The sequence below is a fragment of the Corynebacterium drakensteinense genome (assembly GCF_041224285.1).
Taxonomy (GTDB): Bacteria; Actinomycetota; Actinomycetes; order Mycobacteriales; family Mycobacteriaceae; genus Corynebacterium.
The window spans coordinates 108,043-129,892 of the sequence record NZ_JAXOFP010000007.1; the positions used below are offsets into that span (position 1 = coordinate 108,043).

General features: G+C 56.2%; 20 protein-coding genes and 1 tRNA gene. 11 read left to right on the forward strand and 10 right to left on the reverse strand.

Translation table 11 applies throughout. From position 1 onward, the window contains the following. Positions 1 to 15 precede the first annotated feature (15 nt). Positions 16 to 1,491, forward strand: a complete 1,476-nt coding sequence (gene cysS / locus U1140_RS05780; protein WP_369846584.1) for a cysteine--tRNA ligase — start codon at positions 16 to 18, stop codon at positions 1,489 to 1,491. Positions 1,492 to 1,610: 119 nt separating this feature from the next. Further along, positions 1,611 to 2,552 carry a 23S rRNA (guanosine(2251)-2'-O)-methyltransferase RlmB gene (gene rlmB, locus U1140_RS05785; RefSeq protein WP_369846585.1) on the forward strand — a complete coding sequence of 314 codons (942 nt, stop codon included), beginning with the start codon at positions 1,611 to 1,613 and terminating at the stop codon, positions 2,550 to 2,552. Between the two features lie 74 nt (positions 2,553 to 2,626). Here the strand turns inward: rlmB and U1140_RS05790 are convergent, their stop codons facing one another. Then, positions 2,627 to 3,538, reverse strand: coding sequence for a nucleotidyl transferase AbiEii/AbiGii toxin family protein (locus tag U1140_RS05790; protein ID WP_369846586.1), 912 nt, complete (start codon positions 3,536 to 3,538; stop codon positions 2,627 to 2,629). Next, entirely contained in the window at positions 3,531 to 4,361 is an 831-nt protein-coding gene (locus U1140_RS05795) for a type IV toxin-antitoxin system AbiEi family antitoxin domain-containing protein (protein ID WP_369846587.1), read from the reverse strand. Before U1140_RS05795 ends, U1140_RS05790 begins: the two co-directional genes overlap by 8 nt. A gap of 164 nt (positions 4,362 to 4,525) precedes the next feature. On the opposite strand from U1140_RS05795, the gene U1140_RS05800 reads away from it, so the two are divergent. Next, positions 4,526 to 5,752, forward strand: coding sequence for an RtcB family protein (locus U1140_RS05800; RefSeq protein WP_369846588.1), 1,227 nt, complete (start codon positions 4,526 to 4,528; stop codon positions 5,750 to 5,752). A 79-nt stretch (positions 5,753 to 5,831) separates the two neighbouring features. Beyond that, positions 5,832 to 6,569 (forward strand): DoxX family protein, encoded by a 738-nt coding sequence (locus tag U1140_RS05805; RefSeq protein WP_369846589.1) that lies wholly within the window; start codon positions 5,832 to 5,834, stop codon positions 6,567 to 6,569. Between the two features lie 163 nt (positions 6,570 to 6,732). Here U1140_RS05805 and U1140_RS05810 read toward each other — a convergent pair whose 3' ends face one another. Genes U1140_RS05810 through U1140_RS05820 form a run of 3 tightly spaced genes read right to left on the reverse strand, consistent with a single transcriptional unit; the run spans position 6,733 to position 9,361 of the window. Beyond that, positions 6,733 to 7,680 (reverse strand): metal ABC transporter permease, encoded by a 948-nt coding sequence (locus U1140_RS05810; RefSeq protein WP_369846590.1) that lies wholly within the window; start codon positions 7,678 to 7,680, stop codon positions 6,733 to 6,735. After that, positions 7,680 to 8,369 carry a metal ABC transporter ATP-binding protein gene (locus U1140_RS05815; protein ID WP_369846591.1) on the reverse strand — a complete coding sequence of 230 codons (690 nt, stop codon included), beginning with the start codon at positions 8,367 to 8,369 and terminating at the stop codon, positions 7,680 to 7,682. Before U1140_RS05815 ends, U1140_RS05810 begins: the two co-directional genes overlap by 1 nt. A 5-nt stretch (positions 8,370 to 8,374) precedes the next feature. Next, entirely contained in the window at positions 8,375 to 9,361 is a 987-nt protein-coding gene (locus tag U1140_RS05820) for a metal ABC transporter solute-binding protein, Zn/Mn family (RefSeq protein WP_369846592.1), read from the reverse strand. A 167-nt stretch (positions 9,362 to 9,528) separates the two neighbouring features. On the opposite strand from U1140_RS05820, the gene U1140_RS05825 reads away from it, so the two are divergent. The 5 genes from U1140_RS05825 to U1140_RS05845 all read left to right on the forward strand — a co-directional run bounded on the left by U1140_RS05825 (position 9,529) and on the right by U1140_RS05845 (position 12,749). Further along, positions 9,529 to 10,635 carry a LacI family DNA-binding transcriptional regulator gene (locus U1140_RS05825; RefSeq protein ID WP_369846593.1) on the forward strand — a complete coding sequence of 369 codons (1,107 nt, stop codon included), beginning with the start codon at positions 9,529 to 9,531 and terminating at the stop codon, positions 10,633 to 10,635. Between the two features lie 84 nt (positions 10,636 to 10,719). Then, on the forward strand, positions 10,720 to 10,908 hold the full coding sequence (locus U1140_RS05830) for a hypothetical protein (protein ID WP_147578715.1): 189 nt from the start codon (positions 10,720 to 10,722) through the stop codon (positions 10,906 to 10,908). Positions 10,909 to 10,928: 20 nt separating this feature from the next. Continuing rightward, a complete protein-coding gene (locus U1140_RS05835; RefSeq protein ID WP_369846594.1) occupies positions 10,929 to 11,174 on the forward strand; it encodes a hypothetical protein in 246 nt (81 codons plus the stop codon). A 163-nt stretch (positions 11,175 to 11,337) separates the two neighbouring features. Beyond that, positions 11,338 to 12,360: a zinc-binding dehydrogenase gene (locus tag U1140_RS05840; RefSeq protein WP_369846595.1), complete on the forward strand. Its 1,023-nt coding sequence runs from the start codon at positions 11,338 to 11,340 to the stop codon at positions 12,358 to 12,360. 98 nt (positions 12,361 to 12,458) lie between these two features. Next, a complete protein-coding gene (locus tag U1140_RS05845) occupies positions 12,459 to 12,749 on the forward strand; it encodes a hypothetical protein (protein ID WP_369846596.1) in 291 nt (96 codons plus the stop codon). A 21-nt stretch (positions 12,750 to 12,770) separates the two neighbouring features. On the opposite strand, the gene otsB is transcribed toward U1140_RS05845, so the two are convergent. The 5 genes from otsB to thrE all read right to left on the reverse strand — a co-directional run bounded on the left by otsB (position 12,771) and on the right by thrE (position 17,750). Further along, the gene (gene otsB, locus U1140_RS05850) at positions 12,771 to 13,535 is read right to left on the reverse strand and encodes a trehalose-phosphatase (RefSeq protein WP_369846597.1); all 765 of its coding nucleotides are present in this window, start codon (positions 13,533 to 13,535) and stop codon (positions 12,771 to 12,773) included. 73 nt (positions 13,536 to 13,608) lie between these two features. Then, the gene (locus tag U1140_RS05855) at positions 13,609 to 14,151 is read right to left on the reverse strand and encodes a hypothetical protein (protein WP_369846598.1); all 543 of its coding nucleotides are present in this window, start codon (positions 14,149 to 14,151) and stop codon (positions 13,609 to 13,611) included. After that, positions 14,148 to 15,656: an alpha,alpha-trehalose-phosphate synthase (UDP-forming) gene (locus U1140_RS05860; RefSeq protein ID WP_369846599.1), complete on the reverse strand. Its 1,509-nt coding sequence runs from the start codon at positions 15,654 to 15,656 to the stop codon at positions 14,148 to 14,150. Before U1140_RS05860 ends, U1140_RS05855 begins: the two co-directional genes overlap by 4 nt. Positions 15,657 to 15,677: 21 nt before the next feature. After that, positions 15,678 to 16,091 carry a histone gene (locus U1140_RS05865; protein WP_369846600.1) on the reverse strand — a complete coding sequence of 138 codons (414 nt, stop codon included), beginning with the start codon at positions 16,089 to 16,091 and terminating at the stop codon, positions 15,678 to 15,680. A gap of 78 nt (positions 16,092 to 16,169) precedes the next feature. Continuing rightward, positions 16,170 to 17,750: a threonine/serine exporter ThrE gene (gene thrE / locus U1140_RS05870; protein ID WP_369846601.1), complete on the reverse strand. Its 1,581-nt coding sequence runs from the start codon at positions 17,748 to 17,750 to the stop codon at positions 16,170 to 16,172. 245 nt (positions 17,751 to 17,995) lie between these two features. Between thrE and U1140_RS05875 the strand changes: the two genes are divergently transcribed. Next, positions 17,996 to 18,068, forward strand: a tRNA-Thr gene (locus U1140_RS05875). Between the two features lie 426 nt (positions 18,069 to 18,494). Then, a partial coding sequence (locus tag U1140_RS05880; protein ID WP_369846602.1) for a Rib/alpha-like domain-containing protein occupies positions 18,495 to 21,850 on the forward strand: 3,356 nt, incomplete at its 3' end.

Sequence of the window (21,850 nt, forward strand, 5' to 3'; positions counted from 1 at the left end):
GTAGACTAGTGGGTTGTGAGCTTACGGATTTTTGACACCGCGACGCGCCAGACCCACGATTTTCAACCCCTGCGCGAAGGTCAGGTTTCGATCTACCTGTGTGGGGCGACCCCGCAGGCGAAACCACACATCGGCCATCTGCGCTCTGGGGTGGCGTTCGATATTGTGCGCCGCTGGTTTCTGGCTAAAGGTTATGACGTCGCATTCGTGCGCAACGTGACCGATATTGACGACAAAATCCTCACCAAAGCCGCAGCCCACTCGCGCCCCTGGTGGGAATGGGTCTCCACCCACGAACGCGAATTTACCCGCGCTTATCAGTCCCTCGGCGTGATGCCGCCGAGCGTCGAGCCACGTGCCACCGGGCACGTGACGCAAATGGTCGCCTATATGCAGCGCCTGCTGGATAACGGCTTTGCCTATGCAGTCGACGGTTCGGTGTATTTCGATGTCGCCGCGTGGCTACAAGCAGAAGGTTCGGATTACGGCCACCTTTCCGGCAACCGCCCAGAAGATATGGAGCAAGGCGAGGCGGAAAATTCCGCAAAGAAAAACCCCCTTGACTTCGCGTTGTGGAAGGCCGCGAAACCCGGTGAACCGTCGTGGCCTACGCCGTGGGGTGATGGCCGCCCTGGTTGGCACCTGGAGTGTTCGGCGATGGCGACGTATTACTTGGGCGCGGAATTCGACGTGCATTGTGGCGGGTTGGATTTGCAGTTCCCGCACCATGAAAACGAGATCGCGCAGTCGAACGCTGCCGGCGATGGTTTCGCCCGCTACTGGATGCACAATCACTGGGTGACGATGGCCGGCGAGAAGATGTCGAAATCGCTGGGCAACGTGCTTGATATTGATGCGTTGCTGGAAAAGGTCCGCCCGGTGGAGCTGCGCTATTACCTGGGCAGCGCGCATTACCGCAGCGTTTTGGAATACTCGGAACCTTCCGTGCATGAGGCCGCCGCGGGCTACCGCCGGATTGAGGATTTCGTGGCGCGGGCGTCGAAGCTGGCGGGTACAGACGTCGACAAGCTTGGCATCGTGGGTGGTGAGCTTGCCGACGATTGCTTGCCGACGGGCGATGATGCTGCTGAAGTGCGCGCGCACTGGAAGAAATTTGTTGCGGCGTTAGATGATGATTTCGCAGTTCCGCGGGCACTTGCGGTGATTCACACGACGGTGAAAGCTGGCAATAATGCGTTGGCCGAAAAAGCTGCCACCAAGGCCGTTGCTTTAGCTTCGCTGGTGCGGTCGATGACTGCGATTTTGGGTATCGACCCGTTGGATGAGCAGTGGTCGGGTAGCGCCGCGCAATCTGCGGATAGTGGTGTGCAGCAGGCTCTTGCTAGTTTGATAGAACACGAACTCGCGCTGCGGGCGGCTGCGCGGAAAGACAAAGACTTCGCAACTGCCGACGGTGTGCGTGACCGCTTGAGCGCCGCTGGGATCGAAGTGATTGACACCCCGGATGGCGCGGAGTGGAAACTGCGCTAGCCTGCGCAGCGTAGTGCTGCGTTGGCGCAAACTGGATTAGCGTAACTGCGCTAGCATTATGCAACGTCGTGCTGGGAATACAGAATTTTAGATTTTTAGAGCAAGGATAGTGAATAGTTATGGCACGTACCCACGGTAGGGGCGGCGCGGGAATCCGCAAGACCAACAAAAAGGGCGCCACCAAAGGCTCCGGCGCGGTGCGTCGCCGTGGTCTGGCGGGCAAAGGCCCGACTCCGAAGGCGGAAGACCGCGTCTATCACGCGAAGCACAAGGCGAAAAACAAGCGTGAGCGTTCCAACTCGGGCAAGCATGAGGCGACGACGGAGCTGGTCGTCGGCCGTAACCCGGTGGTGGAATGCCTGAACGCCAAAGTTCCAGCGAGCATGTTGTTCGTGGTTGCGGGTACCGGTTCGGATGAGCGCCTCACGCAGGCGGTGCAGATGGCGAATAGCCGTGGCATTCCGATTACGGAATTGCCGCGCCACGAGATGGATGTCAAAACCGGAAACGGCATGCACCAGGGCATTGGTTTGCAGATTCCGCCGTTTAAATATGCCACGGTAGAAGACTTGATCTCTGATGTGCAGCAGCGCAATGAGACCGGCATGTTCGTCATTCTGGATAACATCACTGACCCGCGAAACCTCGGCGCGATTATCCGTTCGACCGCTGGTTTCGGTGGCCACGGCGTGATTATTCCGGAGCGTCGTTCGGCCTCGGTCACGGCTGTTGCTTGGCGTACTTCTGCTGGTACCGCCGCACAGTTGCCGGTCGCGCGGGCGACGAACCTGACGCGGACGGTGAAAGAATTCCAGAAGAACGGCTACCAGGTCGTCGGGCTGGAAGCCGGTGGCGAGCACACTTTGGATACTTACGACGGCGGCACCGATCCTGTGGTTGTCGTTGTTGGCTCGGAAGGCAAGGGTATTTCCCGGCTGGTGCGCGAAAACTGCGATGTGCTGATGTCGATTCCGACCGTGGGCTGGGTGGAATCACTGAACGCGTCGGTGGCAGCCGGTGCCGTCTTGAGTGAGTTCGCGCGCCAGCGCCGCGTCGGCTAGCTCGTCTGGTTTAGCCTGATTTGACAGAGGCGGCAGGCATGTTGCCGCCTTGTCTTGTATGGCCATTTGCCGGTTCATTGTTTCCACCTTCTTTCATTTGGAGACCAGGTCATTGGGTGGAGCGGTAATTGGTCAGATAGTATTGGAAGAAATAACTGTTCGGCAATTTCTAATGAGGCTTTCATGTCATAGACTTCCTCATTAGCGATTCCGAGTTGTTTAATAAATCTCGGGTAACGAAGGGGCCATTCATTACCCGGATGAGAAAAGCGTAAGGGTAACCGCATATTTCGCACTTGCTGTTGAGTTTTTAATGCGAGGGCAAGTTCTTCAGAATCAACTTCAAGATTGAGTGCGATTAAAGTGATGTCGTAGAGATCGCGAAAGCGCGTTGATGCACGACCTTCGTGCATTTCGTACATGGCGCAAATTTTGTCAGCTAGTTGGTTTTCTACTGGGTATGACAATATTTGGAAAGTCTGTGGCGCGAATGGGATGTTGAGGTTATCAGATCTCTTCACGGTTGTGGTTGAGGTGACCGGCGGAACTTGTAGGTCGCCGGAAACATCAATCCAGAATTCCAAAAATTTCCTCGTGCCGATTCGGGTGGTGATTCTTAGAGGAATATTTTCAATACCATCGTTGTTTTGCGGTTGTCTGGCATGTTCTACTTTAAATTCATAAGGTCCGACACGTGTTCCATTCATGCGAGCCACTAAATTTTTGGATGCTTCGAGGTATCCAGTTGGATTTTGTTGGCGGTATAAGTCTAAATCTTTGGTATGGCGTGCGCCGGGAAGAATGCAGTTGAGATTCGTTCCTCCTTTTATGACCCAGCCATCATCGATAGCCATCAGTTCTGCGAGGAAGATTTCTCGAAAGAACCTGTTGTAAACATGGTTTGGATTTTTACCTTCGTCTTTGGCCAGCTGACGTAAACCTGCGGTGATTTGGGTATGGGTATTTCGAAGCTTTGAATTATTCATTTCCGTTAGGCTCCGATGCGCTGAGGGTTCGCGGGGAAGTCGAATGCTGAAGGTTTTTCCTTATATCAGGAGAAAACTCAAGGGGTTTTAGTTTGTTGAGTGCAGCGGCAATTGCTGAATCCGAAATTTTTTCCAGTGTGTCTAGAACTGCTTGCACAACAGGATCTTCTCCGGCAGGGAGGGGAACAAGTTCATTGAGACGGGCTCGTAGTGCCACGGTGGTGTTTTCTCTAGCCCCAAGTGAAGTTGCAATCTCGGCAAGCTCAGTGCTGAGATCTTCCCTGCTGACTAGTCCATCTTGTAAAGCAGCAGTGATGATGTCAGTGACATGACCTGGTTCATGGCCGGATGCCAGCAAATCACGAACTGTTCTTGGGATTGTGGTGATGGGGAGGCCATCAAGGTAAGTGATGTCTGTATCGGCTAATGCAGCAGTATGGAAGATGACCTCTGGTTGCTTAGTCTGACGTCGCTTTTTCGTTGTAAAGTTGATTTTTTCGTTTTGTAGGTCGCCAATTCCATAAAGGCTCGCCGCGGTTTCATGGGAGACTACTGCGGTATTGTCGTTGCCATCGATTCTGTCAATAGCCATGGTCGCAGGGTCGAGCGCTAACCATTGAACTCGAACATCAAGTTCTGGTGTCCATAGCGTAGCGGCAAAAGCGTAAATTCCATGTCGGATCCTGGTGAGTAAAGATTTATTGACCAATCGGTTGAGGGTGACCGCATCGATTCCCTTTGCACGAGCTTGAGCTGAAGTGAACAGGCCCCATTGTTGGGTTGCTAAATCTGCTGTCAATTCAATCGCTTCACCCATCTTCATGTTGCAAATATTACCATATAGGTAATTATCGAAGTGTCAGAATTTTATTAAAGCGTAGAAAGTTGCAAAAATAACGGTATATGTAAGTATCGAAGAACGGTACCGCCAGATATAATCGCATACATGTTCGAATAGTGTGCTACCTGACTGCTACGCTCGTGAGCATGACACATAAGCCAATAGAACTTGCCCCACGGGTTTTATCGTGGGCCAGCATTATTGATCAGAACACCGCAGACCAAGCCGCTGGGTTGGGGCGGCTGGATTTTGTTTCTCCACATATCGCGTTGATGCCCGACGCACACAGCGGCAAGGGCACAGCCATCGGCACGGTTATTCCCACTGTCGGGGCTGTGATTCCGGCTGCTGTCGGGGTAGATATTGGTTGTGGAATGGCTGCAGTGCGCACCATTTTTACTGCCGACGATATTGCGCAGATTTCCCTGGAGCAGCTGCGGGATGAGGTTGAGCGTTCCATTCCGCTTTCGCCGGGAAATTACAATAAGAAGATCCACCGCGAGCACACCAAGGCTCGTATTCAAGAACTCGAGGAATTAGCCGAGCGTGACGACGTCGACCTGTCGCATTCCCCGAAGTGGCGCGAGCAGCTAGGCAGCTTGGGTGGTGGCAACCACTTCATCGAGTTGTGCCTGGATGGCGATAATAATGTCTGGTGTTTCCTGCACTCGGGTTCGCGCGGGGTGGGGAACAAGATCGCGCAAAAGCACATTAAGATCGCGACGCGAGAAATCGCAGAAGCGGGTGTTGAGCTTGCAGAAAAGGATCATGCCTACCTGCGTGAGGGGACTGAGTCCTTCGATACTTACCTGCGGGAACTCGCTTGGGCGCAACGGTTTGCACGGCTGAACCGCGATGAGATGATGGATCGCTTCGTTGACCAGTTGGCCCGTATGATGCGCCAGGCGCATGACGACGGGCGTATTTCCATGGAAGTGCCTGCAGATAGTGCAGATACCGAGGTGGAACGCGTGAACTGCCACCATAACTACACCGAAAAGGTGACCATCAATGATGAGTCCGTGTGGCTTACCCGCAAGGGTGCGATTGATGCCAGCGTCGGCAAGTTTGGGTTGATTCCCGGTTCGATGGGCGCGCGATCATATGTTGTGTGCGGTCGCGGTAACGCTGCGGGCCTGAACTCTGCGCCGCACGGGGCGGGGCGAGTGATGTCGCGTCGGCAAGCAAAGAAGCAGTACACCGCGGAAGATTTGGCGAGTCGCATGGGCGATATCGTGTACCGGCCAGGTGAGCAATGGGTGGATGAAATTCCGGACGCGTATAAGCCGATTGACCAGGTGATGGCTGATGCCGCAGATCTCGTAGAGGTGGTCACGGAACTGCGGCAGGTGCTTAACGTTAAGGGGACATAGGCGATCCCGGCGCATCATCTGTGGAGACATTCGCCCAGGCGAATAGGTGACATGGCCACTAACCGGTTAGACTGGTGATATGACTGTCATCAGAGATATTTTCCTGCTCATCGCCCGCATCATTCTGGGTGGCGTGCTCATCGCACACGGCTGGCAGAAGCTTAATGAGTGGACCATTGATGGTACCGCAAGCTCCTTCCAGGAAATGGGTGTGCCTTCCCCAGAGATTTCCGCACAGATTGCTACCTGGTTTGAAATTGGTGGTGGCGCAGCCCTGATTCTTGGCCTGCTGGTGCGCCTGGTCGGCCCAGTACTGTTCGTGCAGATGGCCGGTGCTGCGTGGTTTGCGCACCGCGATTCCGGCATCTTTGTTTCCGACGGCGGCTGGGAGTTTGTCGCCGTAATCGGCGCCGCAGGTCTGGCGCTGGCTGCTGCCGGTGCTGGTCGGGTCTCGCTGGATCACCTGTTTATCGCACCGTTCCGTAAGCGCAAGGATGAAAAAGAAGCCGCTGCTAACCAGCAGTCTGTTGGCGCTGGCGCTGGTTTTGCCGGTGCTGGCGTTGCTGGCTCCGGCGTTGCCGGCGCTGAGCAGAACTTCGGTGCTGAGCAGAACTTTGGCGGTGAGAACTTCTCCGGCCAGAACTCCGCCCAGAATTACGGCCAGAGCTCCGGGCAGGAATACTCTGACGACCAAGACTTTTCTACCCCGAACTTCGATAGCGATGCTGGTCACAACTCCACCGCTGATGGTGTAGATGCCAACGCAGAAACCACCCAGTGGAGTACCGATAACCAGTGGGATAACGGTAAGAAGTAAAAATTTGCCGTAACCGGTAACGGTAACTACTACGCCCTAGGCGATAACTTTCCGGAAATGACAACCGGGGCTTGCAGCCACCACCAGCACCAGCTGGCAGGCTGCAAGCCCCGGTTTTGTGTTTTTTATTGCTCGTTACCCGCGCCGAGCCCGTTCCGCGAGCTCAGCGCCGGTGATCTTTTCCTTCGCCGCCAGCATCGTGGGCGACGTGGTGGTGCGGATTCGCAGTGGCATCGTTTCCCGCGCCAAGTGCTTTCATGCGGCGGGCATAGGCAACCTCATCGCGGGAGGTCTTGCGGCTACGCAGGTTGCCAATAATGCGGCACACCAGATAAATCACGAAAGAAATCGAGGTCACGAACACCGAGACCGGCAGGCCGGGAGCCAGGGAGGCAACCAAACCACCCACGGCGGAAATCTCTGCGAAAACCACCGCTAACAGCACGGCCTTCACCGGCGACGACGTCACCTGTACCGCGGCAGCACCTGGGGTAATCAGCAGAGCCATCACCAGCAGGGCACCGACGATCTGCACGGACTGCGCGGCGGTCAAACCCACCATCACCGCGAACAACACGGCCAGCCCACGCACCGGAACCCCAGCTGCCTGTGCCATCAACGGGTCTACGGAGGCAAACAACAGTGGGCGCCACAACACGATGATCAGCACGGTAATTAGTACTGTCGTTGCCGCCAGCATCCACGTCGATGCGCCGGAGACACCGACGATCTGCCCGGTCAGCAGCGACATCGCCGTCGTCGTATTGCCCGGGTAGAGGTGGATGAACAGCACGGATAGGCCCAGGCCGAAACTCATGACGACGCCGATCGCCGAATCCTGGTTACCCCGCAGCCCGAGTACCGCCAGGATCACCGCCGCGGTAATCGATCCGATAATCGCGCCGAAGCCGATATTGATGCCGAACAACAACGCGGCTGCCGCACCCATCAGTGCCAGCTCCGAGGTCGCGTGCACGGAAAACGACATGTGCCGCAGCACGATCAAACTGGTGATCACACCGGATAAAACCCCCAGCAGGGCAGAGGCAATCAGCGCCTGCTGCACAAAGCCCACCGAGAGCAAATAGGTGGTATCTTCCCAATAACTCACTAGACCACCACCAGCTTCCCGTTGACGGTTGCTACTTCTATATGCGTGCCGTACAGCTCGCTGAGCACCTGGGTTTGCATAACTTCGTCGATGGTTCCCAACACATGGCCGCGCGGTGCTAGGTACAGCACGCGGTCGACGACATCAAGGATCGGGTTGATGCCGTGGGTGACAAACAGGACCGCCGCGCGGTGCTCGTGCAGCCGGGCGACGGTATCGTGCTCGCGGGCCATATCCAGCGAGAGCAGGGGTTCGTCGGCAAGCACCACGTCCGGGTCCGTGCCAAAGGCTTGGGCCTGGCGGATCAGCTGCTGTTGACCACCGGAAAGCGTGCCGACGGAACGGTCCGCGATGCCTTCGGCGCCGACGTAGGCCAGTGCCTCGTCGACGGCGTGTTTGCTCGGCCGACGCCCCGAAAACACCCCGTGGCCGAGAGACAGTGAGACCAAGTCGCGTGCTCGAACCGGCAGGTGCTTATCAAACATGTGCTGTTGCGGGATGTAGCCGATGCGCCCGTCGACGCGCACGGAACCGGAGGTCAGCGTGCGGGTGCCCAGGATTGTGTTCAGCAGCGTCGATTTGCCGGAACCGTTAGGGCCCAAAATGGCGATGAATTCACCGGGTTTTACCTGCAGGTCCAGGTCTTCCCAGAGTGGTTCCACTCCTGCCGAGGTAAATGTGACGGGCATGAAGGTTACTCACTGGCTTTCTGTGCGGCAGCTTCTAGATCATCAACCACGGAGTGGAAGTATTCCAGGAAGTTCTGGTCATCCGGTGGGGTCTCGCCAATGGCGACTACCGGCAGATCGTGTTCTTCGGCAGCATCACGGATGCGCTTGGTCAGATCCGTTTCGGTCTGCGGGTTGTAGATCAGCATGTCCAGCTGGTCGTTTTCGATAAGGCTCAAAAACGAAGCCAGGTCCGCGGCGGCAGCGTCGTTGTGGTTCAGCGTGGTGTGCCGGTAGGAATCTGGGGTGATCTCATCCATCTTGGTGTGGGTGAGAATATAGTCGGCGATTGGCTCGGTCTGTGCGACAGAAACCGCCGGCAATGCTTTGATGCGCTCTGCGAGCTCGTCGAGTTCCGCGTTGAGTTCATCGACTTTCACCGGGGCATCCGGGTGAGTTTCTTTAATGCGGTCGGCGACGCCATTGGCGACGTTCGACAACGCTTTGGTGTCGAACCACACGTGTTCGTTGTTCGCGACATCAAAGGTGTCGTTGTCGCCGTAGTACTGTGCGTGCGCGTCGGTGCCTTCGGGGATTTCGCCGGGGGCGCCGTGCTCGTGTGGGGTCAGCGGCAGCGCGTGGATGACGATCTCGTCGTCAAGCGGCTCGTAGAGCCAGGCGTCATATCCGCCGCCACCGGCCACGACGATGTCAGCTTCGTTGGCGCGCGCCAGATCTGCCGCGGTGGGTTCGAAGTGGTGCGGGTCAACGTCATTGCCTTGGATAATGGCGCGGACGTTTGCCACGGACTCGTCATTGATCACGGCTTCGGTGATATCGCCCCAGATGGAGGTCGAGGCAACGATTTCCAGGGTGCCTTCGCCGTTGGCGGCCCCGTCGCCGTTGCTTGTCGACGTGGCGGTGCCTTCTGTTTCTCCCGATGAGCAGGCTGCCAGGAACATCATGGCGGCGGTGGCGGTTGCGGTAAAGATTCCTCGACGTTTCGTGATCATAGTTAACACTATGGTCATGCTGAAAACAGTTGTCAATTGAAAATGTAGTGAAAATAAGCAGCTTGACGGCGTCTTCCTGGCCAGTAGCGGGCCGCAAAAACTGGAGTGCTCGCTCGTCGTTAAGGTCGCGAACAATGGCCTGGCCCAAGCCCGGTAGAATCGCCCGCATGGCACCGCGATCACGGGCTGGGCTCAGCAAAGGAACTTTGGCATCGATTGCCGCCGACCTTGGCGTATCCCGAACGACGGTTTCCAACGCCTATAATCGCCCGGATCAGCTTTCTGCCGCCACCCGTGAGCGCATCATGGCCGCCGCCAAAGCCCGGGGATACCCGGGGCCGGACCCGACGGCGCGCTCGTTGCGCACCAAACATGCTGGTTCCTGGGGTGTGGTGCTGACTGAACATCTTTCCTATGCCTTCGAGGATATGGCCTCGGTGGATTTTTTGGCAGGCATCGCCGAATCCACCCATGGCACCGATTTTTCGCTGACGTTGATTCCCGCGGGCCCGGACACGCTTGCCGACGCCACCACTACCGCAGCCACCACAGCAGTGAACCAGGCCGGGGTGGACGGCTTCATTATCTATTCGGTGGCCGCGAACGATCCCTATTTGCGGGCTGCCCGCGCGCGTGGGTTGCCGGTGGTGGTGTGTGACCAGCCGACGGATTCTGGCGCACCGTTTGTGGGCATTGACGACGACGCCGCGATCCGCCCGGCCGCCCGCGCCGTGTTGGAGGCTGGCCACCGGCGCATCGGTGTGCTTGCGATTCGTTTATTCCAGCAGCGTGTTGATGGGGCAGTGGCTGCCGCCGATATTCCAGCCGCAGACATGCACGTGCAGCGCGGGCGTGTATCCGGTGTATTGGATGAATGTCGGCGCGCCGGGCTGGATCCCGCGCAGATCCCAGTGATTACCCGCCACATTAACGACGCCGAGAATGCGCGCAGTGCCGCCCGAGAGATGCTGGATAAGCACCCAGAACTGACCGCGATTGTCTGTACCACGGATTCTATGGCTTTGGCGGTGTTAAATGAGGCCCGGGAGCGCGGGATTTCGGTTCCGGAACAGCTTTCTGTGACTGGCTTCGATGGTATTTCTGAGGCTTTGCATGCTGGCTTGACGACGATCATCCAGCCGAACAAGGCCAAGGGGGCTGCGGCGGGGCAGATGCTGCGCAAGCTTATCGACGAACCGGATAACACGCCTTTGCACAGAATTTTGGGTACTTCTTTGCACGCCGGTTCCACGGTGGCTCCGCCGCATAATTAGAACGCGTGTGCTATGGAAATTGCGCAGAATCTGTAGTTATGTGAGCGGTAGAAGGCAGAATATCGACATGATGGAAAGGAGGAAATGATGGTTGCACCACTCGTTTGGTATGAACCTGAGGAAGCTTTGGAAAAGCTCAAGCTGCTTGAAGAAAGCGTTGAAGGCGGTATTGAAAGGTTTGAAGAAAGGGCGTGCGCGTACGACCTGTCACCAAAAGAAGCTGCCGTTTGGCAGGATATTCGTGAATTAAGGTGGTTGGTTGGCCGTGACTGACAAGTACCCAGATTCAAATAATGATTCAAACAATTTGTTGCATGCTGCGCCTGGAGTTCAAGCTTGATGTTGACAACGGTAAATGGCAGCAACACCTACGTACAGCGCGTGAAAACTGGCGCAGAACACAGCTGGCTGCAGCGGTAAGGGATTGCCCGGATGAGGCGCTCCGTGTACTTGTCGACGAATACGGGATGCCGGAACCAATCGGTTGGACATTGCCGGAATTCGACACGGCTTGGCAGAAAAAGTTTGCCCGCAGCTAAGCGTCTGCGCGTAGCAGACTGCATAAAGTTGCCGTGTCAACTGCCTGTTCGCCTCTCATAATTTCTTATTGAAAATTGCACCCAGCCCCAGTGCCCTCTGCTTCTTAGAATCGGGATTCTGCACAAAGCAGAAACCCAATCATGACTAGGAGAGTGCACACACATGCGCGCTGTGACCATCCATGCCGCCGGCGATATCCGTGTTGAAAATGTCGCTGCTGCGCAACTAGAAAAACCTACCGATGCCGTTATTAAAGTTGCGGCAGCTTGCGTATGCGGTTCGGATCTGTGGCCTTACCGCAGTGACGAAGAGGTGGACCCAGGTGCTCGCATGGGCCACGAATACGTTGGCCAAGTTACCGAAATCGGTGCGGATGTCCAGGATATTCAGGTTGGCGACTGGGTTGTCGGTTCTTTCGTTGCTAGCTGCGGTAAATGCGAAATCTGTCAGGCGGGTTACCCCTCTGGCTGCTTAAACCGGGAATTTATGGGTGGCGTGGGCACCCAGGCTGAGTATGTTCGTATCCCGCTTGCCGACGGCACCCTGGTGAAATTGCCCGCCGAACCAAATGAAGATCAGTTGCGTCACGTTCTGGCTGCCTCGGATGTGCTGGGTACCGGCTGGTATGGAGCCGATGTTGCCGGTGCTGGTGAAGGCAAGATTATTGGCGTGGTCGGCGACGGTGCCGTCGGCCTGTCCGCGGTCTTGGCTGCCAAGCAGATGGGCGCGGAGCGCATCGTGGTCTCTTCCCGGCATGAAACCCGTCAGGAGCTGGCGAAGAAATTTGGTGCCACGGACATCATTGCCGAGCGTGGTGAAGAATTCGTCGAGAAGGTCAAAGAGCTGACCGGCGGTGTGGGTCTGCACGGTTGTGTCGAGGCCGTGGGCACGGATGGTTCGATGAAGCAAGCCGTTGGCGCTACCCGCCGCGGCGGCAACGTGGGCTTCGTTGGTGTCAGCCACGGGGTGGAACTCGATGGCCAGGAGTTGTTCTTCTCGCAAGTTTCGCTGGAAGGCGGCCCGGCTCCAGTGCGGAAGTACCTGCCGGAATTGGTTGAATTGATCTATGCGGGCAAGATCACACCGGGTGATGTTTTCGATAAAACTCTGTCGCTGGACGACGCTGCCGCAGGTTATGCGGCTATGGACCGTCGTGAAGCTATCAAGGTCATGCTTAAGCCGTAAACGGTGTCATTTTCATTAACTTCTAGTTGTTGAAAATTCAGTGACAATGATGTTTAATGAAAATGTACTGAAAACGAGGCGGAAAGGATGTCAGAAAAATGACTCACGCAATCCACGAAGAGCACACCCACCAGCACGGCCCAAACTGCGGTCACGTTGCCGTTCCACACGAAGATCACGTGGACTACGTGCACGACGGCCACCTGCACCGCGAGCACGACGGCCACTGGGATGAGTGCGAGACCAACGAGCACCAGCCGCACGAATCTCACGAGCACGAGCATGGCCCAAACTGCGGCCACGTTGCCGTCCCTCACGATGACCACGTGGATTACATCCACGATGGCCACCGCCACGCAGCCCACGATGGCCACTGGGACGAGCACTAATTAGCTCCCAGCGCTAGTGCATTAGCGCTGCCGCCGGGCCACCAGGTCCTGCAATACGTTCGCCACCTCGTCAATATCTGCGACCCGGTGGCCCGCACACGTATCGCCTTCGCCCACCTTGACCCCCACATCGCCGGGGCCGAGGACGGCGAAGGCGTTTTCGTCGGTGGCATCGTCGCCGAAAAATACCACGGCATCTGCCTGTAAGCGTTGTTTTTGTTGCTGCAGCCAGGTGCCTTTTGTGATAGTCAGGGCAGAAAACTCCACGAGGTTCTTCCCCGGGGTCACCGGGTACCCATCTGCAGCAACACCCCGAGCCTGCGCTAGCACTTCTTGTGCAGCCACCGGGTCGTCTTCTGCGAGATACGCGACGTGGAAGACACGCTGGAAGGGTTTGTTTTCCACATAGGTGCCGGGATGATGAGCAGCAAGCTGTTCCAGCTGGCCCCCGACGGTGTCTAGGAAATTTTGTTGCGCAGTATTCAGTGCCACCGTGGGGCCATCGCGATCTTCCGCGCCATGCGAACCAACCATCAGCACCGGCTTGTGCAACGGGCATACCCGCTGCAAACCAGCGACGTGACGGCCGGATAATACGCCCACCGTGGTGCCGGGCAATTCTGCGAGATTCCGCAGGGCCCGCAAAGAATCCGGGTGGGCGGTTACCGCATAGGGGTCGGGTGCGAAACCGGCCAGAGTGCCATCAAAATCAGAGACCACCAGAAGCCGCGGGCATTGCGCAGCGGCCACGTAATCGGGATGGTTGAGTAGATTCACCGTGCTCATGTCCCCGAATTTTAGCGGGGCAGTGGCTGACTGTGAGAACCGAAGGCTGATCGTTAAAGCTAAAAGCTGACCGCTAGAGCCGAAACATGCGCAGCGCCGGCGAATTGACCGGGTGGCCGTCGTCAAGCCTGAGCACCAGCTCGCCGCGCGCATCGAAATCAATGGCAAAACGCTTGCCCGATTGCAACAGATCTGCGATGTGGCTGTGCACCCACGCGGCGGTGCCGGTGCATTCGGTGTCGATGTCATCGGTGATGACCTCGTTGAGCAGTACATATTCCGCATCACCGGCAGCAACTGACGCGCCACTATCGTCGCTAAAGCTCACCTGCGCTTGCAGCGGGGCGCAACCGGTATAGCCAGCCATGCTGTTTTGGCTAAACCCGAGCCGCGGCACACCCGCCAATTGCGCGGGTACTTCGGTGGGATCTTCGGGAGAAGAATAAATGTGGGTGATCTGCCACGTGGAATCTAACAGCGTGCCCGTTGATTCATCCGCGCAGGCGGCCAGGCCGAAAGTAGTTGCCACCGCCACGGCAGCTGCGCCCATTTTGCCTAACTTGCCCACGTTGCCGACGTTGCCCGGTTTTCTCGCCGTACCCATCCTGCGCCTCATGCGAAATCATCCAAATTCGATAAGAAAGACTGCGCCCACCGCGCAACATCATAGTCTTGCACGTGGCGGTGCATCTGTTGCATGCGGTGGCGCATTCGTTCGGGGTGATCACGCAGCCCTGTTGCTGCAGACACCATCGCCGCCTTGATCGATTCCAGATCGAACGGATTACACAGCACTGCCTGCTGCAGTTCTTCGGCCGCACCCGCAAACTCGGAGAGCACCAACGCGCCCGAGCCGTCGTCATGGCAGGCGACGTATTCTTTCGCCACCAAGTTCATGCCATCTTTAAACGGCGTGACCACCATGACGTCGGCCAGCCGGTAGTAGCGCTGCAGAGTGCGCTTGGCGACGCTCGTGTGTTGGTAATGCACCACCGGATGCCCAAGGGTAGAAAACCGCCCATTAATGCGCCCGACGGTTTCTTCTACCACCGAGCGCGTCTTGCGGTAGTGCTCAATGCGCTCGCGCGAGGGCGTGGCAAGTTGCACGAAAGAGACGTCCTGCGGTGCAAACGCGCCAGCTTCGAGCAGTTCTTCAAAAGCCTGTAAACGTTCGACGATGCCCTTGGTGTAATCCAGCCGATCCACACCCAAAAACACCGTCTGCGGGTTCCCTAAATCAGCGCGTAGCTGCGCGATCGCGCGCTCGTCATCCGCAGAAAAATTGCCTTGGGTGGCCGTATCCAGCGAGATCGGAAACGCTGCCACACCCACGGAGCGCTGATCTGGGGTAGCGATGCGCGCGGTGATTTCGCGCAGACTGGCCGTTCCGGTTGCCAGGAACTGCTGCTGCGCTACCGCGCCGGAAACTCCGCCGTATGCATCATGGTCTGAGGTGCCATAGCCTGCGGCGAGAAGCGCGAGAAAGTGATTTGCATCAGAGACCAGCTGGAAGCCAACTACGTCGGCACCGAGCAAACCGCGGATGATCTCATGGCGCCACGGCAGCTGCCGGAAGATATCTGGGTGGGGGAAGGGGATGTGGGCGAAAAACCCGATGCGCACATCCGGGCGCAGTTGCCGCAAAATTCCGGGAACGAGCTGCAGCTGGTAATCCTGTACCCACACTGTGGCCCCGGGGCTAGCAATCTCTGCAGCGTGTTCGGCAAAGCGGCGGTTGACATCGCGATACGCCGTCCACCACTCACGGTGGTAGGTCGGTGCGACGATCAGGTCGTGATACAGCGGCCAGAGGGTGGCATTGGAAAAGCCTTCGTAGAAGGCCGTGTAGTCATATTCCGACAGGGCGACCGGGTACAGCAGTGCCCCGGCGTCGTTATGAAATGGTTCGGGCGCAGCATCAGCCACGCCGGGCCAGCCTACCCAGCAGCCTTGACGTGATTCCAGGATGGGGGAGAGCGCAGAGACTAATCCGCCGGGCGAGGCCTGCCATTGCGAGCTACCATCGTCGGCAGTCACCAAATCGACCGGCAGCCGGTTGGCGACCACCACGAAATCATGCCCGCCAGCTTCATTCCCGCCAGCATCGTGCCTGATATTCACCACTCCACCCAGCCAGCAGGTTTATTCAGCCGATTTTTTGGCTGTTGATTTTTTGGTGGCCTTCTTGCTGGTCTTTTTTGCAGACTTCTTCGCAGTCTTCTTGGTCGACTTCTTCGACGCCTTCTTGGCGGTCTTCTTGGTCGATTTCTTGCTGGACTTCTTGGTGGCTTTCTTCGACGCCTTCTTGGAAGCCTTCTTTGTGGCTTTCTTTGGCTCTGCGTCGTCTTCGGCAGCGGGCTGCGGGTTCTGTTCCGCTGCCACCTTGGAGTGCACCAGCCCGTCTGGCTCGACACCCAGCATGGACATGAGGGTCACGCCATCCATGAAGTCTTCGGCGTAGGTGGCAACGATGCGTCGTGCAGCAGACGCGGTTTGCTCCTCGACTGCCTCTTCTTGCTCTACGTCGGGATGCTTGTCAGTGACCTTTGGTGGCATGGAGTGCTTCCTCCTGGAGCGGTGTCATTTCGGGTGTGCGGTGCGTATTGCCTACAACTGCGCCATTCTACGCTATGTTTAGTCGCTTTTGCGCCGTGAGGTCTGGGTTTGTGCGGTGTCATGCGTCTGGTTTTCGGGGGTGCTTGCCGACGCCTGCCCGTGTTTGTGGTTGCTGCTGGTGCGCGGGATACGTCGTGCTGCGGAACTACCTTTGGCGGCTGCACGCACGGCTTGGCGGTAGGAAAAGCGCCCGGCCCGCTGTACGGCCGCATATGCGCGGTAGGAGCGGGGGCGACGTAGGTTGCGTGCGAGCTTCTCGCCGAAGACCACGCCTGCGGCCAGGGCAGCGGAGATCGCGATGGCTCCGCCGGCGTTGGAAAAACCGACGATGGCTTGTTCGTTGAGCATCGCGTACATGCCGCGGTAGAGCATCAAACCGGGAAGCATCGGGGTATAACCACACACGGCGACGATCAGTGGTGGGATTTCATAGCGACGAGCCAGCAGGCCACCGGCCAGGCCGATAATGCCTGCGGTAACGCCCGAGGCCAGCACGACGCCTGCGCCCAGGGGCACCATGATGCCGTAGTAGAAGATCATGCCGGCACCGGCGGTGGCACCGGCGACTGCCACTGCGGAGCGACGCGCCTGACAGGCAAAAGCGAAACCTGCCGAGGCCAGCGCACCGAGTACGATGCGCAGCGGAATCTCGTGTGCGTTGGGTGGGCTGGTGTGCTCGAGTGGTGGTAGCTGCCAGCCGACGAGGATGGCGAACTGGATGCCGAGTGCCACGCCGCCGACGATCGCGCCGGTCATCAGAATGGCTTCGAATAAGCGCGCTGCTGAGGAGACCGGGGCGCCGGTGATGCCATCGACAAAGCACTGCACCAGCGTCAAGCCCGCGACCAGCACGATGATGCCGGAGGCAATCAGGTATGACGGCGAGAATGTCCAGCCGATATTGCCAGCGAAGGTATAAAACCCAGCTGCTGGCACGGTGGCGATGAACCCGCCGACCATGTTTTGGTAAAACGCCGGAAGGCGGAATTTTCCGAGCCAGGAGTTCGTCGCCATGATCGCGAACGAAATGATGAATGCCAGGATTCCCACTCCGGCGTCGCCGCCGAGCATGACGGAGACACCGCCGCCCAGCATGCCCCAGCCGACGTTGACCATCAGCGGCGAGTGCGGTGGGGTTTCTGCCATGATGTCGTCGAGGATTTGCTCGGCGCGTTCTGGTGGCGTGGCGCCGTTCTGGATGGAGCGGATTAGCCGGTCCACGGCGGTGAGTTTGGAGAAATCGACCGTCAAGTCAGGGGCAACGCGAAAGACGTTGACGGGGATGCGCTCATTAATGGTGCCGATATTGGCGTGGATGGTGATGGTTTTTGTGGTGATATCCACGTGTGCTTGGTACAAGCCGTAGGCGCTTAACACGGAGTGGATCTGTGCGCGCACGTCGGAGTTGGAGTTGCCGGAGGAGATCAGGATTTCGCCGATGCGTGCGGCGATTTCCATGACTCCGGTCAGATGCGCCGGGTTGGTGAGGTCCACCGGAGCCAGTGGTGATGGTGGCGGTGCGGCCTTGGCGGCGTCGACCGTGGAAATATTGGCACCGGTGCCCCGCAGGTTTGTTTTCAGGTTGTTCAACCAAGACACAGTGGCTCTACCTCATATCGCGCGTTTGCTGGGGATGATCAGTCGTGACTGTGCAGATTTTACATGTTCTGGCTGGATGCTTTTCGGGTGGTGTTTGCTGCGGTTTCTGCCGAATTTTCGGGTGGCAATTGCAGCGGAGTTTTTCTCTTGCCGACGCCTGGGCTAAAGTAGTTTCTCGTGCCCCGCGCAACGAGCTAGTTGTCATTTCGACGCCTAGTTGTTGCTCTTATTAGCGGATGCACGGTGCTGGAGTGGCGCAATTGGTAGCGCAACGCACTTGTAATGCGTCGGTTGCGAGTTCGAGTCTCGTCTCCAGCTCATTATCCCAGCCGGAACTTTGGAGTTTCGGCTGGGAATTTTGGTTTTGCACCTAGCCGGGGTTCCTGTTGTTTAACCCGTTTAACCCACCCGTAATCCGGGTTTCTGGGATAGTTTCGTGAGCCGCCGTGAGTGTAACGCAAGTGAATCCCTGTTGTTACCTGAATGTAATTTTGACGAGATTCATAAAAATTTTTGTTCGATTGTTGTTCAACACCCGAAATGAAAAACTGCAGTGGGGGGGGGCTGTTGTTCGATAGAAATTGAATTCCTGCTGTGAAAAGGGCGATATCCAGGATCTTTCGTCAATATTTAGCTTGAGGAAACCTGAATAAACCCTGTAGCTTATTTGAAGCAAGCATTTTGCTCGGCTTGAAGTTCCCTGACCCTCAGGAAGGGTCTCGTCTGATTCCCGGAAGGAATTACATGAACCACAACGTTCCCGCGAACAAACCAGTGCGCCGTAGAGGTGTCACCATCGCAGCCGCTGCTCTTTCTGTGGCTCTGGTTGCACCATTCGCGCAATCTGTTGCCTACCCAGAGATCACGGCTGCTGCGCAGGCGCAACCGGGTTCCACCCCTTCGCGTGTAGTTGAAACATTGAAGGTGAATCCCCCAACTTATTATGCGAATAGTTTTGGTCGGAACGTTGAAGTTGCAACGGCGGGAAGAACGGCAGGGCCGCGTACTGTCCGTCTCACAGGTATTCTCTCGTTGCCTGACACCGAGGAATACAAGGATATTCAAACTTTTTTCCCAAAGGGCACCAAATTTGAACCGCAACGTCTGGACTGGGAATTTACCTCGCCTGGTTGGTACGGAGTAGCTCGTGAAGATGAAAGTAACACTGAAAAACTGCGGGGACGCACCTCTGAGATGATTTCCGATGGAGGTGCATCGGGTAACACTAAGAGATGGCCATACGTGGTGCCGGAGACCGGGCAGGTAATCTTTGGTCTCCAGCACCAGAGCCGAACAGCAGGAACAACAGAACGTGTTCCATTGCGTGCACGATGGACTGACCCTAAAACAAAGAAAAACTATATCTGGAATTTCGAGCAGGAAATCGTAGTAGGTATCGGACGTGCGCCAAAACCAAAAGCGCCTGGTAACGGTGAGGTTGTAATTCAACGCCACTCTCAAGCAGAAATTCTTGAGAAATTAATTAAACCAACACCAGATATTAAAAACTCTGCAGGTCGTTTGGGTGCCTTCGTTCTTGGTACTGAGAAAACTGCGGTGGGGTCAAACTATGGGCTTTACCAAGGACCACGGGGTAGTCTGCTTGAAACTGCTAAGAAAGAGTTGGGCGACGATTTCTCTGAGTTGCCAGGCTTGTCAGGGGGAACTTACAAGAAGAGCGATCTTCCTGCAGCTCAAACTAACCATTACGCCTTTAAGTACGAGCCTGTAAAAGGAGCTACTGAGAGCGGGCGACCACAGTTCCATGTCGAGGGTAAACCTGACGAAGTAGTCACTTTTCGCCGTGAAGGAGGGCCAGATTCCCCTCATCCAGCAGGTGCGAAGTTCGCATTTGACGGTGAACTACCTGAAGGTGCAAAAGACGCTAGAATCGATCCGGATACTGGTGTCGTTACCCTGACGAACCCTGTTAACACACAGGTCAGCATTCCAGTAAAGGTGACTTACGATGATGGTACTGAAGATAAATCTACTGTCGTATTCATCCCAGCTGACAAGAAGCTTAATGACACAGTTGAGCCTTCGTACACCAAGCCAGGTGAGGGGAAACTGCAGTCGGAAGCTCCAATTTTCCATCCTCAGGATGATTCTGACTCTGTCGTAGACAAGCCTGAAAACACTCGTTTCGAATTGGGCGAAGATGCTCCGGCTGGCCTTACGGTTAAGATTGATGAGCAATCTGGTGTCGTAACTGTGACGCCTAGAGAAGGTGAAAGCCTCCAAACTCCTGTAGAAGTGCCGGTAAAGGTCGTCTACAGTGACAACTCGGTTGATACGACGACGGTAGAATTCACCCCCGCCGCTACTCCAGATTCGAGCACCGCAGATGAGCTAACCCCGTCGTACAAGCCGTTGACCGTTGAACAGGGTGAAACTGAAACTCTCGAGGCGCCAACTTTCGATAAGGTAGACACCCCAGACACTACGGAGGCCGATCCTGCGCCTGCCGGTACCACTTTTAAGCCTGGCGATCTTTCACACCTTCCGGATGGTCTGACCGCGGAGGTGAATGAAAACGACGGTTCGGTTGAATTAACCGTTGGAGAAGGGGTACAGACTGGTGAGTACAAAGTTCCAGTAGTTGTCAGATACGAAGACGGCTCTGAAGATACTGTAGAGGTTTCAGTTACTGTTGATCCAAAAGTCAAAGATCCTGAGCCTCCAGCACCGGCTCCTGTAGCTGATGATCTTGGTTACTCGCAGAATCTCCATGTTGCACCGGACAATTACAAGCGTAGTGACTCAACTGGAACGCCTGACCTTCCAGATACCATCCAGAAACAGGATGGCGACTTCTTCCGATTCGGTGAATTGCCCGACGGATTCGTCCCCAATCCAAATCCTTCCTGGAATGGTGTGGAAGAAATCATCCGCGAGGGTGCTGGCGAATCTGAGCGGGTTCTGCTTCGTCTAAACAAGCAGAACGGCAAAGTTGAGGTAAATGCTGGACCCGATGCAGATTATGCACTTGAAGAATTGCCAGTTGAGTATGCCGACGCCGATGGCAATCTCAAAGGTAAGGACACCGTATCTGTATCAGTTCGGCCAATAGCGCATTCGTGGAATGGTGAGCCAACGAAATCCGAAAATGGATCTGTTAACGTTCCGTACACCGGTAGCAAACCTGACCTGACTCAGGACCTAACTCCTTCAGTCACCAAAGGTGATGGTGAAGCAACGTTGGACGAGAATGGCAACATCAACTACACGCCAGGTGCAGACGATAAGCCAGGATCTGAAATTGAAGTAACGGTTTCCGACTCGGACGGTAATCCTGTCCGCGTGGTGGAATTCAAAGTTCCATCTGATGATGCTGCAAAATATGATCCGAAGTGGAAAGATTCCACTTTGGAACCAGAGACACCGACAATCACAATTCCTAACACGGGTGACGCGGTTCCAGCAGATACTGGATTCGAATACAGTGTCTCAGTGCACGTCGACAATCAAGGCGACGATGACTGGCAGGTTGAATTCGACGTAGAGACCCGTGAATTCACTGTTACACCGGGCTCTGATGCACAACCTGGCGATTTAATCCAGGTTGAAGTGGGTATTTCCTATCCAGATGGCTCTGAAGAGACTGTCACATTCGAAGTTGCACAGGGTGGTTCCAAGCATGGTTCTGGTGCGTCTGTTGATGTTCCTGAGTTCCAGCTTGGTGCGGATGATGTTGATCCGAAGTGGGAAGATTCCAACACTGGTGAAGGTGATGAGTTTGTCACTGTTCCAAATACCGGTGATGGTATTCCTCATGACACCGAGGTTGTTGTTACTTTGACTCCGGATGCGGAGAATAAGGGTTCGCAGCCGTGGGATGTTCGTTTGGAAGAAGATGGCTCTGTGACCGTCGTTCCTGGTGCGGATGCTGAGGTTGGTGATTCTGCTGAGGTTTCGGTTGAGCTGACTTATCCTGATGGATCGAAGGAAACGAAGACTCTTACTGTTGGTAAGGGTGGTTCCAAGCATGGTTCTGGTGCGTCTGTTGATGTTCCTGAGTTCCAGCTTGGTGCGGATGATGTTGATCCGAAGTGGGAAGATTCCAACACTGGTGAAGGTGATGAGTTTGTCACTGTTCC